The sequence below is a fragment of the Streptomyces mirabilis genome (genome assembly GCF_018310535.1).
Taxonomy (GTDB): Bacteria; Actinomycetota; Actinomycetes; order Streptomycetales; family Streptomycetaceae; genus Streptomyces.
The window spans coordinates 7,903,367-7,921,011 of sequence record NZ_CP074102.1 but is presented as its reverse complement, the minus strand read 5'-3'; the positions used below and the strand labels follow the sequence as shown (position 1 = coordinate 7,921,011).

Genomic DNA, 17,645 nt, shown 5'->3' with positions numbered 1-17,645 from the left:
GGTGTGCGCCGCCCCCGGACACGGACCCCGTGGGCTCAGTGCGCGGCGCTCGGAGCCTCGGTCGTCGCGCGCGGGGCGGTCTGCTCGGCGGAGTTCTTGATGATCGCCGTGGGGGTCACCGGAGCGGTGCCCTGTTCGGCGGTGGCGGCGGACGCGGGGTTCTCGTCCTTCATCGCCTTGGTCTCGCTCTTGAGGATGCGCATCGACTTGCCCAGCGCACGGGCGGTGTCCGGCAGCTTCTTCGAGCCGAACAGCACGATGAGCACGATCGCCACGATCAGCAGGTGCCAGGGTTCCAGTCCGTTGCGGAGCATCGTGCGCCCGCCTTTCTTCGCTTCGGTCGAGGGCGCGCACCACTGGTCGTCACCCACTTGAAGATTGCCGCTTTGCGCAACAGTACAACCATGGGCTCGGATCGGACGGCTCCCGGTTCCCCCTTCCGTCCCCCTTCCGTTCCTGTTCCCCTCCTGTTCCGCCGCTATTCCGTGCGCAGGGCGACGGCACCGCGGGTCCGGGCGGTCCAGCCCGCCGGCAGCAGCGCGCCCAGGACGGCGATCAGCAGCCCGCCGAGGGCGAGCAGGATCAGTTCGGTCGTGCGGTAGACGGCGATGACGGACTCGGGCAGGTTCAGCCTTGCGCTGTGCCCCATGGCCGGCACGATCCAGCCGTTCAGGGCGACGCCGAGCGGCACTCCGACACCGCCGCCGATGAGTCCGGTCATGGCGACCGAGGTGACGACCATGACGACGGTCTGCCGCGGCGTCGTCCTCATGGCCGACGGCATCGACGTGGTCGCGGTGGCGGCCGACGGCGCCGAAGCCGTGGAGGCGGTCCGCCGCGCCCGCCCCCACCTGGTGCTGATGGACATCTTGGATGCCGGGACTGGACGGCCTGGAGGCCACCCGCCGCATCCTGACCGGCACGTCCGACCCGCCCCGCGTGATCATCCTCACGACTTTCGACCTCGACGACCTGGTGTACGCGGCGCTGTCCGCCGGGGCCAGCGGGTTCCTCCTCAAGGACGTCACCCCCGAACACCTGCTCTCCGCCGTCCGCCTGGTCCGCTCCGGTGACGCCCTCCTGGCCCCGACGATCACCCGTCGCCTGGTCGAGCGTCATGCCCGCCGGTCTCCCGAGACGGCCGTGCTCCATCGTGACCTGGCCCCGTTGACCCCGCGCGAGCTCGAAGTCCTGCGTCTGCTCGCACAGGGGTTGAGCAACGCCGAACTCGCCGCCCACCTCCACCTGGCCGAGGCGACGGTCAAGACCCATGTGGCCCCCATCCTCGCCGAACCCGGCCTGCGCGACCGCGTCCAGGCGGTCGTCACGGCGTACGAAACGGGCCTGGTCACGCCCGGCACCGCGGCGAGCAGCACCTGGGACCGACGAGTTTCGGCTGGCAACTCCCGCTCTATTTCTACAGTGATGTAGTTTTTTGGTGTCGATCCATCCAGTGCCGGGCGTCCACTCGCCCGGCCGACGGCAGCACGGAGGAGAGCAGCGTGGGAGTTTCCCTGTCCAAAGGCGGCAATGTCTCGCTCAGCAAGGAGGCGCCGGGCCTGACCGCGGTCCTCGTCGGTCTGGGCTGGGACGTGCGGACCACGACGGGCACCGACTACGACCTCGACGCGTCCGCGCTGCTGGTCGACGAGTCGGGCAAGGTCCTCTCGGACCAGCACTTCGTCTTCTACAACAACCTGAAGAGCCCGGACGGTTCGGTCGAGCACACCGGCGACAACCTGACCGGTGAGGGCGAGGGCGACGACGAGTCCATCAAGGTGAACCTGGCCGGCGTACCGGCCGAGGTCGCCAAGATCGTGTTCCCGGTCTCGATCCATGACGCCGACGCGCGCGGACAGAGCTTCGGCCAGGTCCGCAACGCGTTCATCCGCGTCGTCAACCAGGCCGGCGGCACCGAACTCGCGCGCTACGACCTGTCGGAGGACGCCGCGTCCGAAACCGCGATGATCTTCGGCGAGTTGTACCGCAACGGCGCGGAGTGGAAGTTCCGCGCGGTGGGCCAGGGGTACGCCTCGGGTCTGTCCGGGATCGCCTCCGACTTCGGCGTCGGAGTCTGACGCGTCCCACCGGTCCCCCGCCGTCCGCGCCTCGATGCGAATCCCCTGGGCGTGGGCGGCGGCCCCGTTCCACCCTCGTCGCCGGAACACGCCCCCAAAGGCACACGTGACTGTCAGTGCCTTGGTGCACACTCACGATGAGTTGCCGTACACCTGGGGAGGATGCCGTGTTCACGGGGATGGACGAGGTCGGCTGGGCCTCGATGAAACATGCCTATGGAAGCGCCGAGGACGTCCCGGAGTTGCTCCGGGGACTGGCCTCCGCCTGCCCGCAGGAGCGTGAGAGAGCGCTCGACGGGATGTACGGGGCCGTGCACCACCAGGGCGATGTCTACGACTCGACGCTCGCGTGCATCCCGTTCCTGTTCGAACTCGTCGGGCACTCGGAAATCCGCGACCGGGGCGGCGTCGTGGAGTTGCTCGTCAGCATCGGCGGTGGGGACGCCTTCGACGAAGGGCCGCTCGAGGACGGGGCGGGCGCCGAGGGCAACTACGCCATGGCCCGGACGGCGATACGGTCGGGCGCCGCGGCCTTCATCGGCCTGCTCGCGGACCGGGACCCGGAGGTGCGCCGGGCGGCACCGACGGCGCTCGTGCGGTTCCTCGGCCAACCGGAGCGCGTCCTCGGGCTGTTGACGGGACGGCTCGAGGAGGAAGAGGAGGAACAGGTCCGGCCGGCCCTGGCCGAGGGCCTGGGACTGTTCGCGCGCCTGCACACCGCGTCCGCCGCTCCCGCGGTGGAGTACCTGGTCGAACTCGGGGCCGCTCCGCACGACCCCGGGCTGCGGCTCGCCGCCCTCGGCCAACTCGCCGGCTGCGCACCCGATCGCCTGCCCGCCGACCTCGTGCCCACCGTCGTCGCGCTGCTCCGGGCCAGATCACGACGCACCCGGGTACCGGACCAGCCTGAGCGGCCCGACACCGACACCCTCATCGGCCATCTGCGACGCCTGCGCCCCGCCGACGAGGAGGGGGGTCATCTCCTGCGGACCCTGCACACCGCGCTCGGCGGCCGGACCGTCGACCGGATCGCCCTGCTCAAGGGGCAGTTGAGCAGCGACGAGCCGGCCGACCGGTGCAATGCCGTGTGGATGTCGGCGGGGCTCTTCCGTGAATGGCGGGGCTCGTACGAAGAGCTGGTCGCGTTGATCGGCGAGCAGGTCGTCACCGAGGAGCAGCGGTTGCGCGATGCCGCGGCCTCCGTCCTGGAGTCCCTCTTCGGTCTGGCCGCCCCGGCCGGCGACCATTTGGCCGCCCTGGTGGCGATGGGCCCCGAGCACCGAATACGCCAGTGGGAGCGCGGGGTACCGACCCTCGGCGCCCCGCTCAAGGCGCTGGCCAGGGCCGGGGACCCGCGCGCGGTGGCGGCGCTCGCCGAGGTGCTGGACGGTCCGGTCGTGCCGCCCGAAACCGGTTACGAGGTCCAGCACTTGGGCCCGGCGGCGGCCCCGCTCGCTCCACTGCTGCGCGAGCGGCTCGGCGAGGTTCCCCTCGACGCGCTCGATACGTACGACCGTGCCGTACCGCTGCTGTTCGCGCTCGGCAGGCTGGGACACGCCCCGGCGGTACCGGAGATGCTGCGGCTGCTGCACGGTGCGCCGGAGGGGCTGCGGAGCCGGGGGTGGCTCGTGCGGGCGATCGCCGACGCGCTCGGCAGATGCGGCCCGGACGCGCGGGAGGCGATACCGGCCCTGCGCAAGCTGCTGGACGGGGGATCCGCGGTGGCGGCGGCCGGTGCGCTCTGGTCGGTGGAGGGCGACGCGGAGGCCGTACTGCTGACGCTGCGAAGAGAATTGGTGGAGGAGCCGCTCCACGCACGCAACGCGGCCGAGGCCCTGGCCCGGCTGGGTCCCGCGGCCCGACCCGCCCTGCCGGCACTGCGCCGCATGGCCGACTCCGGGAAGGTGTGGCCGCGCGCGATCGCCGCGGGCGCCCTGTGGGACATCGCGGGGGATCCCAAGCCGGTCCTCCCCGCGCTCCGCTCCGCCTGGGAGCAGAACGCGCACACCCGCACCGTCCTCGCCGACTGTCTGATACGGATGGGTCCGGCGGGCTCGCCCGCCCACGATCTGCTCCGTACGGAACTCGCCACACCACGGCGGCACCAGGCTCGGGCCGGCGGATACGGCAGCCATGACATCACCGAGGACGAACAGCTGCTGCGTGCCTGCCGCGCCGCCCTGGACGCCGCGTAGAAACCGCAGCTCAAAGCCGCTTGAGCACAGCCCATCGGGGCATTGTCAGACCCCTCCCCTACTGTGATCACCATCGCCGGCAGGTGGGTTCGGGAGGGGTCCTGTCATGGGTTGGATCGAGACATCCAGTGGGTACGCCGTCACGTTGGACGGCGTACAGGTGCGGTGCCGCAACGCGGCGGGGCGCACGCTGAAGCAGGTGCCCGCGAAGCTGCGGGACGACGTGGAGGTCGTCCGGCTGCGGCAGTTGGCCGAGTGGCTGGAGCGGCATGAGCAGGAGTGCCGCTCCCAGGTGGACACCTGGATCGTCCGCTCCCTGCCCGTGCCGACGGATCTGCTGGCCCGGGTGTGGCCCGATGCCGCCTGGCAGGAGGCGCTGCGGGATCTGGTGGTGGCGCCGGTGGACGCGGACGGCACGGTCGCGCTGGAGCGCGCCGGATTCCTGCGGGACGCGGATCCGGAGCAGGGCCTCGGCGTGGTGGACCTCGACGGCGACTCGGTCCGGCTCGCCGCGCGGACGGTGGTGATACCGCATCCGGTGCTCCTCGAAGACCTGGAGGAGCTGCGGGAGTTCGCGGCGGAGCTCGGTGTCGAGCAGGGCGCGGGCCAGTTGTTCCGGGAGGTCTGGCCGCGGCCGGACGAGAGGGACGGCGCCGCCTTCGAGTGGAGCGCCTACGCGGGCGGGAAGTTCGAGGAACTGCGGCACGCGACCGCGCGGGCGGGTTCGTACGGCTATCGGGTGCGCGGCGGGTACGCGGTGTGCCCGCTGATCGAGAACGGGGTCGCGGTGGAGGCGGCCTACTGGATCGGCGCCGACTACCCGGAGTCCGAGACCCGTACCGGCGGCCTGGAGTGGCGGGCCGCGGGCGGGCGCCGGCTGCCGCTGCGGGAAGTGGGACCGGTGGCCTGGTCGGAGGGGGTTCGGATGGCGGCTTTGGTGTACGCGGGGCGTGTGGTGAACGGCGAGGACGAGGAGGGGGAGCTGTGAGCGGGGATCAGCTGCTGGAGTCGGGAGCGGTACTGCCGCTGGGCAAGGGTGCCGGCGATGTGCTGACGGCGCGGACGTACGGGCATCCCGTACTGGAGGGGCGCACGGTGGTGCGGCTGGTGCCCGAGGCGATCGGGCCCGCCGAGGACCTCGCCCTGGAGTACCTGGGCTTCGGCACCGCCGACTCGGCGCCGGTGGGCCGGGTGAGGCGCCAGTCGCTGGGGTTCCCCGCCTGGGCGCTGGTCAACGACCCGGTGAACGGGCACCATGCGCTCGCCGTGGTCAAGGAGATGGAGCGGCTCACCCGGATGGTGTCGAGCAAGCCGGGCCACGCCAAGGACGGCTTCGACGAGATCGGCACCCGGCTGGACCGCTCGGTGCCGCACTTCCTGCCGACGTACTACGAGCAGGTGGCCCGGTTGTTCCTGGCGGCGGAGTCGCGCCAGCACGCCGCGTCGTTCTTCGGCAAGGCCCGGGCGGCCGAGCAGCGGCACGCCCTGGACGTGGACGAGGACCGGCTGCGGGAGGTGTTCCTGGAGTTCGCCGGGGCGGGCGCGTTGAGCGGCAAGGCGCTGCGCGACCACGCCAAGGGGCTGGCGGCACGACTGTCCGGGGCAGCCGCTTACGAGCAGTTCAGGACACTGTCCTCGCAGCGCTGCGCGGCCGGGATCGCTCCCTACGCGGGCATGCTGGAGGATCTGCGGCGGCTGGCGAAGGGGGCGGGGCTCGATCCGCGTGCCGAGGAGGGTGCGCTGCTCGCCGAGATCCTCCCCTCGGGGGCCATGAACCGCGCGGCCGGGAGCTTCTGGAAGTCCGCGCTGCCCGCTCTGGCGGAGCTGGCGCACGAGGATCCGGCGGTACGGGAGCGGTTGTTGACGCTGATGCCGTCCACGGGCGGTGATCAGCGCGAGGAGTTCGACGCGGCGTGGCTGGCGCTGCTCGACGCCTGCGGGGCGATCGGTCTGCTGGTCGACGGCACGGTCGACGCGGCCGACTGGCTGAGCTCCTGGGACCGGCACCGTCAGCGTGGCTGGCGGCAGCGCAAGCGGCTCGTCGAGGAACTCGCCCTGGTGGAGCGGCTGGCGCCCCGGCTGATCGCCGACGGCAAGCCGGTGCGGCTGCTGCGCGAGCAGGGCTGGAACTCCTACGTGGATCTCGACCTGCTGGACACCGCCCTGGCGGCGGGTGTGCCGGTCGCCGACCCCTCGCCGGGGACCGAGGGCCTGGAACTGCGCTACTGGACGGACGACGAGCGCCCGGGCCGCCGGGATCTGGCCGCGGTCGCCGCCGACCCGCGCTTCGCTCCTCTGTTGCGCAGGGCGGTGGAGAGCCTCTCGCTCGTGGACGCACCCGCGTCCGGACCCTCGGCCCGCGTGCGGCGGCTCGCGGACCATCCGTCGCTGCGCACGGCCGTGGCGGGCTGGCTTCGGGACCGGGCCGACGAACTGGCCGAGCCGGTCGGCCTGCCGGGGCTCAAGGAGCTGCTGACCAAGGTCTCCCGCTTCTCGGCACCCGCCGCACTGGCGACGGCACCTCAGGCCGTCCGGCGGATCGTCGGCTTCGATCCCGCACCGGTCCTGGGCCGCACCCTGCGCACGGGCATCTTCGACGAACTGGGCTGGCCCGCCCTGGAAAAGGCCCTGGACACCCTCGGCAAGGTCGCCCCGCCGACGAGCGGACAACACCCGTGGCCGCACCAGCACGGCCGGTCGTACCAGTACGCGGACGCCTGGCCCGCGCTGATCGTCCGTGTCGAGACCCAGGTCGTGCTGGCCGGCCCCGACGCCCTGCTCGACTCGCGCACGCTCACCCTGCCGTCCCAGGGGCGCCAGTACGGCGAGCCGACGGTGCGTCACGTGGACGGCCAGTGGCTCATCGCGTCCGGGTACGGGAACGAACAGCGGGCCGTCTGGTCCGGACGCCCCGCCGACGTGTTCAAGCCGACGGGCCTTCCGGGCGGCTGGTACGGCGGCCACCCGGTGTCGCTCGCGCTGCCCGACGGTGGCCGCTGCTTCGGCGGCCGGCCCGTGCACGCCGGGGACACCACGTTCGCCGAGCAGCGCCGCGAGATCGCCTCGGACGGCATCTCGTACTGGGTGCTGCACGAGAACCACTGGCACGAGTACGACCCCGCCACCGCCAAGCGCGGCCGGGCGTCGGTGCCTGCGTTCTTCGACTCGGCGCTCGCCGACGCCCGCCCGGGCGTCGCCCTCACACAGTCGGACTGCCGGCTGCTACCCGTCCAGCCGGGTCTGGAGGGTTCACCGTTCGGCAGCAAGGACGGGCTGCTCGGCTGGTGGGTGACGCACGACCGGAACTCCGGTGCCTGGACGGCCTGTTCGGTCGACGGGAGCCGTAGTCCGGCGACCACCAAGGGCATTCCCGCCCCGCCCCTGCGCCTGCCGGGCGGCGCCGTCCTGCACCCCGTACAGGAGGGCTGGAACCGCACGATCGTCGAGCTGTGCGACGCGGACGGCCTGTCGATGGCCCGCGTCCAGCTGGGCGACCGCGGCAGCGTACACGCGGCGGGCACCCGCTTCCTGCCGCCGCTGTGGTACTGGCACGCCCTGCGCCCCCGCGACGAGCACGGCTCGGCCGCGCTGCGGGCCGTGACCGACACGGACGCCGCCGTCCTGCTGGCCGCCGTCCGGAACGGCGAGAGCCCGCGGGAGGCCGTGGCCCGGCTGCTGCCCGCCGTCACCGACGAGCGGCTCGCGCTCGGGGTGGCCGGATTGGTCGAGGAGACGGCCCGCTGCGCCAAGCGGATCGCCACGCTCGCCGAACGGGCCGCGCGGCCGGTCGCCGCGCCCCAGGACAAGGAGGAGGAAGTCCGGCACGCGTACGACCACGTCCTGCGCGAGGCGCTGCGGGAGCTCACCGCTCCCGGACACTTCTACGGTTACTACGGCAACGAACAGCACGCGACCACCGCCGTCGACCAACTCAGGGCGTTGCGCGAGCTGTTGGCCCCGGGCACAGCGCCCGCGAAGTTCCCGTTCGTCGGCACCGGCGTCGCCTGGCTCTCGCTGACCGGTCCCGGCACGGCGGCGGCAGCCCTGCGCGCCGCCGCGCCCACCACGCCGGAGGACCAGCGCGCCGGGCTGCTGGAATTCCTCGACGTCGTCCTGTCGGTCGGCGACGGCGTGCTCGTCGATCCCCGCGGACGACTGCGGGTCGTACAGCTCAAGGCCTCCCGGTCGGAGCGGCCGGAGCGCGTCGGGGAAGTACTGGCCTCGGGCGACCGGCGGCTGCTGATCCTGTCCTGTCAGAAGGTCGACGCGGACGACGCGTACTGGAACGCCGTCGAGTACGACCCGGCGGGCGAGTTCGGCCCCTGGGAGGGCTTCGCCCTCGTCGAGTCCGAGATCCGGGGCACGTCCGGCGACGAAGCCCTGGCGCCCGCCGTACGGCGGTTGGTGGTACTCGTGAGGGAGCGGGGACCGCTGCCCTACCGGCCGGAGCAGGCACGGGAGTTCGCCGAGCGGGTGGGGGTGAGCGCGGTGGCCGGAGCGCTGCTGCTCCTCGGCCTGCCCGGGCTCAACTCGTACGGCAAGGACGGACTTCTGCCCGCGGAGCAGCTTCAGCCGCTCGGCGCCAAGACCTCGGAGGCACAGGCCGCCCGGAGCGCACTTGGCGAACTCTCCGTCGCCGAAAGGCAGTTGTTCACCGCCGCGCTGCTCCCCGCGGACCCCGGACACATGGAGCGGCTGTGGACCGACGGTTTCGACCTGGAGCCCGTCGTACGGATCTGGATCGAGCGGCGGGGGCAGCGGCGGGCGGCGCCGCCCGAGCTGATCGCGCGGATGGTGAGCGAGATCGGTCCGGGCCGGATGCTCGACGCCGTCCTCAACCCCCAGGCTCGCCCCGAGCTGACCCGTCGCACCGAGCAGCGGATGCGGGGCAACGGACTCGAACCGCTGGACGCCGAGGCCCTGTTCACCGGATCCACCCTTGCCGCGTACGTCAGCATGCTGCGCTGGCTCGCCTATCGGCTGCCGTACGGCGATCCGCTGCGCGCGACGCTGCCCGAGACCCTGCGCATGCTCCGCGAGCGCCTCACCGACCCCGGGCTGCTGCTCGACCTCGGGGTGACCTGGGGGCATGACGGCAACACGGTGTCGACCCGGGTACGGGAGACGTTCGGGCTGCCCGCCCAGGGGGGCGGGGACGCGGAGGGCCTGCTGCGGGCGGGCCCGGCGATCGTGCTGGCGCCGATGCGGCACCGCTCGGAGTGGGACACCGTATGGCTGCGGCCGTCGGCCGTGCTGCCGCAGGCGGGCGAGGAGGGCGGACCCGATCACCCGGCCCTGAAGCTACTCGCGGGGCTGAGCCGGGACATCGGTCAACTGCAGCCGCTGCGCACGCTGTTGAGCGAGGAGTTCACCGCCCTGATCACGGCGGACGGCACACCCGGAGCCGCGCAGCACCCGGCCCACAGCGTGCCGGAGCTGGTGGCCGAGGCGGCGCAGAGGTGCGGGCTCTCCGAGGACGCGGCCGGGCTCTATCTGATGCTGCTCGCGCTCCCGGACCCGACGGACCGCAACCAGGCGGCCTGGACCGGCTGGAAGCCCACGCGGCTGAAGCGGGCCCGAGCCGAACTGGCCGCCGCCGGGTTGGTGGTGGAGGCGAAGCGGTCCCGGGCCGGGCGAGCGCAGTTCCTGCCCGGCGGCTGGCTGGAGCACAAGGCGCCGCGGCTGCCCGTCGAGAGCTGGAAGACCCCACTGCTGCCGGAGACGACTCACGGTTTCATGGTGCCGGACTGTCCGGTGCCGGAGTTGTTCGCGCGGGCCTGGCAGAGGGTCGTCGAGGGTGACGTGCCCGGGTTCGAGGAGTTCGCCGGGCGCGGTGGCCGGGGCGGCAGAGGCGGCCGGAGCGGAGGCAGGGCATGAGCGACGGACAGACCACGGCGAGCGGGGTGACGGCAGCGGGTGCGACGACCAGGACGGACGTGACAGAAGCGGTGGGCGTAACCGGTGTAACCGGCGTGTCGAGCGTGACGGGTGCGCGACAGATCGAGCTGCCCGAGGACCGTTACGCCGAGGAGTTGGCGTTTCTCGCGGCGTACGACGAGGGGCCGCGACCGCCGGGCTGGCACCTGACCCCGCGTGCCGTGGTGACGTTCGTGTGCGGTTCGGACGGCGAGACGCTGAGCGGCGCGGACGGGCGACGGCTCGTCGTGTCACGGAAGTTCGTGGGCGACCGGGGACTCGTCGAGCGGTGTGTGGTGACGCTCGCGGGCGAGCGGGGTCTCCTGCTGGTCGGCGAGCCCGGCACCGCCAAGTCGATGCTCTCCGAACTGCTGGCCGCCGCCGTGTGCGGCACCAGCGCGCTCACCGTGCAGGGCACCGCGGGCACCACGGAGGACCAGCTCAGATACGGCTGGAACTACGCGATGCTGCTCGCCGCGGGGCCGAGCCGCGCGGCCATGGTGCCCTCACCCGTGCTCACGGCGATGACCCGGGGAGCCGTCGCCCGGATCGAGGAGGTCACACGCTGTCTGCCCGAGGTGCAGGACGCCCTGGTGTCTTTGCTGTCCGAACGGCGCATCGCGGTACCGGAGTTGGCCGGTGGCCCGGACGGGGACGGCACGGTGCACGCCGTGCCGGGGTTCACGCTGATCGCGACGGCCAACCTCCGTGACCGCGGTGTCTCCGAGATGTCGGCCGCCCTCAAGCGCCGCTTCAACTTCGAGACCGTCGGACCGATCGACGACCTCGACGCGGAGACGGAGCTGGTCCGTGGCCAGGCCACGGCGGCGCTCGCCCGCTCGGGTGCCCGTTTCTGCGTGGACGACGCGGTGCTGGAGGCACTGGTCACGGCCTTCCGGGATCTGCGCTCGGGCCGCAGCGCGGAGGGCTGGGAGGTCGAGCGGCCCACCACGGTGATGTCGACGGCGGAGGCGGTGCAGGTCGCCACGTCGATGGGCCTGGGCGCCGCGTATCTCGGGGACGGCAGGGATGTCGTGCGCACCCTGCCCGGCCATCTGCTCGGCACGGTGCGCAAGGACGACCCGGCCGATCACGCACGGCTGCTGGGCTACTGGGACGGTCCGGTGCGGCGGCGCGCGGAGCAGGGCGCCGCGCTGTGGCGGACGCTGTGGGAGCTGCGCGATGACCTCGTGTGAGGCGGCGGCCGACTCGGCAGCGTCGCCCGAGGCGGCTCTGGAGGCGCTGGCCGAGTGTCGGGAGCCGTTCCTGATCGGCGTGCGGCACCATTCGCCCGCGCTCGCGGCGGCCGTCCCGGGGATGCTGTCGGCGGCGGCACCGGAGGTGCTCCTCATCGAGCTTCCGGAGGAGTTCGCGCCGTGGCTGGAACACCTGGCGGATCCGGCGACGGTGCCACCGGTGGCGCTGGCGGGGAGCCGGGAGCACGGCGGGGTGGTCTTTCTGCCCTTCGCCGAGTTCTCCCCGGAGCTGGCGGCGATTCGGTGGGCTAGGGAGGCGGGAGTGCCGGTCGTGCCGTTCGACCTGCCTCTGGCCGCACGGGACGCGGACGAGCGGGCGCGGGTGGTGACGGAGGAGCCGGACGCGGGCGGTGCGGGCGGCGGCCGTGGGCGGTTGGCGGCCGCCCTGCGAGCGCTCGCCGGGGGCCGGACGGAGGACGACCTGTGGGCCCGGCTGGTGGAGTCGGGCGCGCCGGGCGCCGGGGCGGAGGAGTTGCGGCGCGCCGCGCTGCTCGTCGGCTGGGCGTTGCGGGCGGACACAGGCGAGGACGCCGTGGACCCGTACGACCTGCGGCGTGAGGCCAATATGCGGGGACGGCTGGCCGAGTACTCGGGACGGCGCACGGCAGCAGTGATCGGGGCGTTTCACGCGCCGGCGCTGCTGCGGGCTGGTTCCGGTCCGGTGGGTTCTGGTGTCAGGCCGGTGGGTTCAGTTGCCGGGCCGGTGCGTTCGGGTGCCGGACCGGTGCGTTCGGGTGCCGGATCCGCGGAGGACGTCCCCTCGGTCATCACCTCCCTCGTGCCCTACTCGTACCCGCTGCTCGACGAGCGGTCGGGGTATCCGGCCGGCATCCGTGATCCGGAGTGGCAGCGGGGGGTGTTCCGGGCGGCCGGGGAGCCGGGGCGGCTGGACGAGTTGCTGACGGCGACGGCCGTGCGGATCTGCGCCGCCGTCCGCGAGACGGGGCATCCCAGCGGCCCCGCGGACGCCCGGGAGGTGGTGCGGGTGGCGCGGGACCTGGCCACGCTGCGCGGGCTGCCCGCCGCGGGCCGCGGGGAGCTGGTCGAGGCGGTGCAGACCGTGCTCACGCAGGGCCAGTTGCTGGGTCGGGGACGGGTGGTGGCCGCGGCCATGGAGCGGGTGCTCGTCGGTGACCGGCAGGGGAGGCTCGCCCCCGGCACGCCACGCTCCGGGCTCGCCCCGGCGGTCGAGGGCCTCCTCGCGGAACTCTCACTGCCGTCCCCCACCGCTCCCGCCCGTCGTGAGCTGCGGCTCGACGCGCTGCGGTCCGAGCTCGACCGCCGGCGCGAGATCTCTCTGCGCAGGATGGCGATCTGCCGTGTTCCCTACGGCGAGGAGGCCGGCGTCACAGGGGTCGGCGACGGCACCGCGCTCACCACACGCTGGACGGTGACCTGGACTCCCTCGACCGCTGCGATGCTGGATGTGACCGGCGTTCACGGAGTGACGCTGGAGCAGGCGGCCGGCGGCGTACTGGCGCGGCGACGGGCAGCGGAGCGGCGTGACGGCGGTCCGACCGCGGCCCAGGTGCTCGCCGGGCTCGAGGACGCGGCCCGCTGCGCCCTTCCGGGGCTCGCCTCGAAGCGCCTCGCGGAAGTCGCCGAACTGCTGCCCGCGTCCGCCTCCCTGCCCGAACTCCTCGGCGGGCTCGACCTGTTGAGCCGGATCGACGCGGGGCATGTGCCGGGGCTGCCCGCCTCTTGGGAGAAGGAGCGGATCGAGGCGGCGTACGAGGAGCTGGGCTCCGCCGGTGTCCGCGCGCTCGACGGGCTGACCGGTTCCACCGACACCGCCGACGCCCGCGCTCTGGTGGACCTCGCCACCCGGGTGGACGGCGCGGGCGGCGGGCTCCGGCTCGCGGACGCCCTCGCCCGTTTGGACGAGGACGGTACGCCGCTGATCCGCGGCGCCGCGGGAGCCGCCCGGGTGCTGCTCGGGCTGCGGGAGGCGACGGACTTCGGCACCCGGCTGGCCTCCCGTGTCGACGGTGCGGTGACTCCCGAACTCCGTTCCGACCTCGCCTCGTTCCTGCGCGGCACACTGCTCGCCGCCGGTCCGCTGCTCGAGACGGGCGAGGCCGTGGACCCGCTCCTGGAGCGCGTCGAGTCCCTCACCGACCGGGCCTTCCTCGACCGTCTTCCGGCCCTGCGCGCCGGCTTCGACGTCCTGGCGCCGGCGGCCCGGTCCCGCATGCTCGCCGCGGTGGAGGACCGCACCGGCCGCGCGGTGGGCGAGTTGCCGGACGCGGTGGCGGAACCGGGGTTCCTGGCCCGGATGGCGGCGGCGGATCTGGCGGGACGGACTGCGTTGGCGACGGCGGGGTTGGACCCCTTGGGCACGGAGCCGTCGCCGACCTCGCATCAGACCCCTCACGACAACCCCGCCGTGCCCAAGAGCCCCGCTGTACCCAATAGTCCCGCCGTACCCAATAGTCCCGCTGTACCCGGCAGCCCTACCGTACCCAGCGGCCCTGACGTGCCCGACAGTCCCGCCGTGCCCGACAGTCTCGGCCCCGGTGATCGCTGGCGGCTCCTGCTGGGCAGGGCGCGGGAGTTGACGGGGCGGCCCGGCCGGATCGCGCGCGCACTCGACGAGTTGTACGGGAGCGGGCGCGGCGAGGGGGTCGGAGAGCCCGGCGACGCCGGTGCCGGCGGCGGGAGCGAGGCGTCCTTCCCGGATGTGCGGAGCTGGTCCGAGGAGCTCGCGGCGCTCTTCGGACCCGGGGTACGGGAAGAGGTGCTGGCCGCGGCCGCCGACTCCGGACGCGTCGACGCCCTGCAGGAACTCGACCCCGCCTCGGCCCGCCCCTCGGTCGAGCTCCTGCGGACGGTCCTCTCTTACGCGGGAGGCATGCCCGAGCAGCAACTCGCGCGGCTTCGTCCGCTGGTGGCCCGGCTGGTCAAGGAGCTCACGGACGCCCTCGCCCACAGACTGCGGCCCGCCCTCGCCGGTCTCGCGCATCCGCGGCCCACCCGCAGACCGGGCGGTCCCCTGGATCTCGCCCGCACCGTGCGCGCGAATCTCGCGACGGCGCGCCGCGATCCGGCGACGGGAGCGGTGACGGTGCTGCCCGAGCGGCCGGTGTTCCGTACCCGGGCCCGCAAGGCGGCGGACTGGCGGCTCGTGCTGGTCGTCGATGTGTCCGGGTCCATGGAGGCGTCGACGATCTGGGCGGCGCTCACCGCGTCCGTGGTCGCCGGGGTCCCTGCGCTGAGCACGCACTTCGTAGCGTTCTCGACGGAGGTCATGGACCTCACCGACCAGGTGGACGATCCCCTCGGGCTGCTCCTCGAGGTGCGGGTCGGCGGCGGGACGAGCATCGCCCGGGGCCTGCGGCACGCGCGCTCACTGGTGACGGTTCCCTCCCGCACGCTGGTCGTGCTGATCAGCGACTTCGAGGAGGGGGGTCCGGTGGGCCCGCTGCTGTCCGAGGTGCGGGCACTCGTCGACTCGGGCTGCCATGTCCTCGGCTGCGCCTCGCTGGACGACGCCGGCCGACCGCGCTACTCGACCGGTGTGGCGGGGCAGTTGGTGGCCGCGGGCATGCCGGTGGCGGCCCTCAGCCCGCTGGAACTCGCCCGCTGGGTGGGCGAACGCATGGGAGGTACGCACCGATGACCTCGCTTCCCCCGGTGACGGCCGAAGTGGCGGCCGCCGCGCTGGAGTCGCTCCCGACCCGTCTGCGCAAACGAGCCGACTCGGCCGCGGCCAAGGCGGCCAACTGGCCTGTCACCGCTACGGACGCGACGGTCGTGGTGCGGGTCGACGACGCGACGACGGTCACCCTCACCACCACGGCCGGGGTGGTGACATCCGCCGAAGACGCCGTGTGCAGCTGTCTGCTCGCGCCCGCGTGTCTGCATCGCGCGGCGGTCCTGACGCTGGCACCGCTGGCGGAGGAGACGGACGGCCCGGAAACAACGGCTGTCGTTCCGTCGGACGCCGACGACTCCACCCCTGTCCCTCCCCCTGTCCCCCCGGAGACCGGGGCCCTCCGCCTCACTCTCCCGCAGTCCGCGGCGGTGCACGCCCTCCGGGCGGCCGCGACCGCCGTACTGGCTGCCGGAGTGTCCGGATCCGGTGCCGTGCACCGCGCCACGCTCCTCCATGGCGCCCACTCGGCGCGCGTCGCCGGACTCCACCGTGCCGCGGCCGCGGCCGTCCGGGTGGCACGACGGCTCTCCGAGGCGGGCACCGGGGACCCCGCGTTCCGGCTGCCCGAACTGGCCTCGGAGCTGGCGGAGTTGCTGACCGTCGCCGACGGGCTGGGCCGCGCACCGGACCCGGATCTGATCGGCACCGCACGTCGGGCCTATGTGGCGAACGGTTCGCTGCGGCTGCGCGGTCTGTTCACCGAGCCGGTGGTGACCGCTTCGGGGTACGCCGGGGCGGTCACGTACGCCCTCGCGCAGGACGGTCGGCTCCGCTCGCTGTCCGACGTGGCGCCGGGCGACGCCGACCGCGCACGGCAGGCCGCGGGCTCCGCGGTCCCCGGCGGCAGCGCCCTCACCCTGCGGGAACTGGGCGACCACGGCGGGGCGATCCTCACCGACCCGACCGTCTCGCCGGACGGGCGGATCGGCGGTGGCGGCGCGGTCCGTTCCGTACAGGCGTCGGGGGCCCGTTGGCACGAAGAGCCGCTCGACACGCTCTGGCGGCGTTCCCCGGCCGACCAGGTGGCCGCCGCGCTGAGGTGGTCGGCGGAGCCCGCCGAGGAGCGGGACGCGGGTGGTGACCTGCTCTTCCTCACCGGGACGATCACCGGCGGAGGGTTCGCCGTGGACGGCGGTCCCACGGTGCGCCTCCTGGCGCCGGACGAGCGTCCCGAACTCCCCTACGTCGAGAACCTCCGGCTTCTGGCAGGGGCCCACGGTCTGTCCATGCGCCTCGTCGCGCGGCTCGCGGCGGACCGGCCGAGCGGTGTACGCGCCCTCGCCGCGGCCTGGCAGGGCGCGGACGGTGACCCGATCCGCGCGGACCTCGGCCTGCGCCGCCTCAACCGCACCCACCTGCCCAGGGCAGGAAGAGCCGTCATCCCGTCCACGCCCGCCCCCACGCTTCCCACGGAACTCGACCTCCTGCGGCGGGCCGTGGACCGCGCGGTCGCGGGTGGGCGCGCCGTCACCGCCGCCGTGGCCGACGGCGAACTCCCCCGTCGGCTCGCCACGGTGGGTCTGACCACGGGGGCCGCGTGCGCACGGGCCCTGGTGGACACCGCGTCGGACCGGCGCCATGACGCCCTGGGCCGGCTGCGGCCGGCCGACCCGGAGGCGTACGCCCGCGCCTGGCTCGCGTCGTCCACATACGCCTCGGCCGCCACGGCATCCCTCCTCACGGCCGCATGGGCACCGGAGGGGGACCGCGATCCGGCCTGACCCCGGGGGCCTCCTCAGCCCGTCTTCCGCCCCCACAGGGGCCCGACCCGTTGCCAGTCCTCGTCCCACTGCGCCATGCGCCGCCGTTCCATGCGCCCGCGTACCAGCCGTCCGCCGATGAACGGCACACCCGCGACACTCACCCCCACCAGGACGCCCACCAGCGCGGCGCGCAGTTGGGCCTGGGAGGGCGTGGGGGGCTTGGTCACGAGGCGGCCCTCGGCGTCCGTCCATACGGTCACCGGGGTGCCCGCGGAGCTGCCGACGGACACCCGGGCCTGGCCGGCGTGCGGCGAGCCGTCCGCCGCGGTCCAGTGGACCTTCGCCCAGACCATGTCGGCGTCGTTCGCCGACGCGGTCGACTTCGGCACGTCGTCGTTGAGCAACGCCAGAACGGAGTGCCACTCGGCCCGCTGCCGGGACAGGCCGTTCTCCACGGACTGCGTCGCCAGCAGACCGGTGAGCACCCCGCCGAGCGCGGTGAGCGCCCAGGCGACGAGCACGATCCAGGCCTCCAGCGCGTCACTGCGACGCCGCAGCGGATTGCGCCGCCATCGCCACAGCCACACCTTCGGAGCCTTCGGACCACGGAATGCCGCCATCGATGGCATCCTCCTCACGACCGCACGGACATGCCACATCGCCCTCCCATACGGGATCGGTCCCTCCGATGCTCACAACGAGTCCCACGACCCGTGCGTTCCAGGAATCCGGCCATCCCTCGCCCGTGGCCGCGTCGGCCGGGACGAGACGTCGCCGATGTCCGACGCCACCCCACTGACCTGCGAAAATGCGGCGTACAGGGGAGACTGTCAGTGCCGGGG

10 protein-coding genes and 1 pseudogene are annotated in these 17,645 nt (G+C 73.6%); 8 read left to right on the top strand and 3 right to left on the bottom strand.

All coding sequences use genetic code 11. The features are described from left to right. Positions 1–35: 35 nt before the first annotated feature. Positions 36–314 (bottom strand): Sec-independent protein translocase subunit TatA, encoded by a 279-nt coding sequence (gene tatA / locus SMIR_RS35095; RefSeq protein ID WP_168489669.1) that lies wholly within the window; start codon positions 312–314, stop codon positions 36–38. 164 nt (positions 315–478) lie between these two features. Further along, entirely contained in the window at positions 479–772 is a 294-nt protein-coding gene (locus SMIR_RS35090; RefSeq protein WP_211119127.1) for an FtsX-like permease family protein, read from the bottom strand. Here SMIR_RS35090 and SMIR_RS35085 point away from each other — a divergent pair. The 8 genes and pseudogenes from SMIR_RS35085 to SMIR_RS35050 all read left to right on the top strand — a co-directional run bounded on the left by SMIR_RS35085 (position 708) and on the right by SMIR_RS35050 (position 16,821). Next, positions 708–1,431 (top strand): annotated as a pseudogene (locus SMIR_RS35085) (response regulator). The gene SMIR_RS35090 and the pseudogene SMIR_RS35085 overlap by 65 nt on opposite strands. 71 nt (positions 1,432–1,502) lie before the next feature. Next, entirely contained in the window at positions 1,503–2,078 is a 576-nt protein-coding gene (locus SMIR_RS35080; protein ID WP_075025505.1) for a TerD family protein, read from the top strand. Between the two features lie 167 nt (positions 2,079–2,245). Then, positions 2,246–4,273: a HEAT repeat domain-containing protein gene (locus tag SMIR_RS35075; protein ID WP_168489670.1), complete on the top strand. Its 2,028-nt coding sequence runs from the start codon at positions 2,246–2,248 to the stop codon at positions 4,271–4,273. A gap of 106 nt (positions 4,274–4,379) precedes the next feature. Continuing rightward, positions 4,380–5,261, top strand: a complete 882-nt coding sequence (locus SMIR_RS35070) for a DUF4132 domain-containing protein (RefSeq protein WP_168489671.1) — start codon at positions 4,380–4,382, stop codon at positions 5,259–5,261. Next, positions 5,258–10,150 (top strand): hypothetical protein, encoded by a 4,893-nt coding sequence (locus SMIR_RS35065; RefSeq protein WP_212727830.1) that lies wholly within the window; start codon positions 5,258–5,260, stop codon positions 10,148–10,150. The genes SMIR_RS35070 and SMIR_RS35065 overlap by 4 nt, the downstream gene beginning before the upstream one ends. Continuing rightward, on the top strand, positions 10,147–11,385 hold the full coding sequence (locus SMIR_RS35060) for an ATP-binding protein (protein ID WP_168489673.1): 1,239 nt from the start codon (positions 10,147–10,149) through the stop codon (positions 11,383–11,385). Before SMIR_RS35065 ends, SMIR_RS35060 begins: the two co-directional genes overlap by 4 nt. Next, positions 11,372–15,064: a DUF5682 family protein gene (locus tag SMIR_RS35055; RefSeq protein ID WP_212727829.1), complete on the top strand. Its 3,693-nt coding sequence runs from the start codon at positions 11,372–11,374 to the stop codon at positions 15,062–15,064. Before SMIR_RS35060 ends, SMIR_RS35055 begins: the two co-directional genes overlap by 14 nt. Further along, a complete protein-coding gene (locus SMIR_RS35050; protein WP_168489674.1) occupies positions 15,061–16,821 on the top strand; it encodes a hypothetical protein in 1,761 nt (586 codons plus the stop codon). The genes SMIR_RS35055 and SMIR_RS35050 overlap by 4 nt, the downstream gene beginning before the upstream one ends. A 14-nt stretch (positions 16,822–16,835) precedes the next feature. Here SMIR_RS35050 and SMIR_RS35045 read toward each other — a convergent pair whose 3' ends face one another. Beyond that, complete coding sequence (locus tag SMIR_RS35045) at positions 16,836–17,423, bottom strand: Rv1733c family protein (RefSeq protein WP_168489675.1); 588 nt, start codon at positions 17,421–17,423, stop codon at positions 16,836–16,838. Between the last annotated feature and the right edge of the window lie 222 nt (positions 17,424–17,645).

Coding starts and splice junctions, on each gene's coding strand:
- tatA (WP_168489669.1), bottom strand. CDS start 314: ATGCTCCGCAACGGACTGGAACCCTGGCACCTGCTGATCGTGGCGATC.
- SMIR_RS35090 (WP_211119127.1), bottom strand. CDS start 772: ATGAGGACGACGCCGCGGCAGACCGTCGTCATGGTCGTCACCTCGGTC.
- SMIR_RS35070 (WP_168489671.1), top strand. CDS start 4,380: ATGGGTTGGATCGAGACATCCAGTGGGTACGCCGTCACGTTGGACGGC.
- SMIR_RS35060 (WP_168489673.1), top strand. CDS start 10,147: ATGAGCGACGGACAGACCACGGCGAGCGGGGTGACGGCAGCGGGTGCG.
- SMIR_RS35055 (WP_212727829.1), top strand. CDS start 11,372: ATGACCTCGTGTGAGGCGGCGGCCGACTCGGCAGCGTCGCCCGAGGCG.
- SMIR_RS35050 (WP_168489674.1), top strand. CDS start 15,061: ATGACCTCGCTTCCCCCGGTGACGGCCGAAGTGGCGGCCGCCGCGCTG.
- SMIR_RS35045 (WP_168489675.1), bottom strand. CDS start 17,423: ATGGCGGCATTCCGTGGTCCGAAGGCTCCGAAGGTGTGGCTGTGGCGA.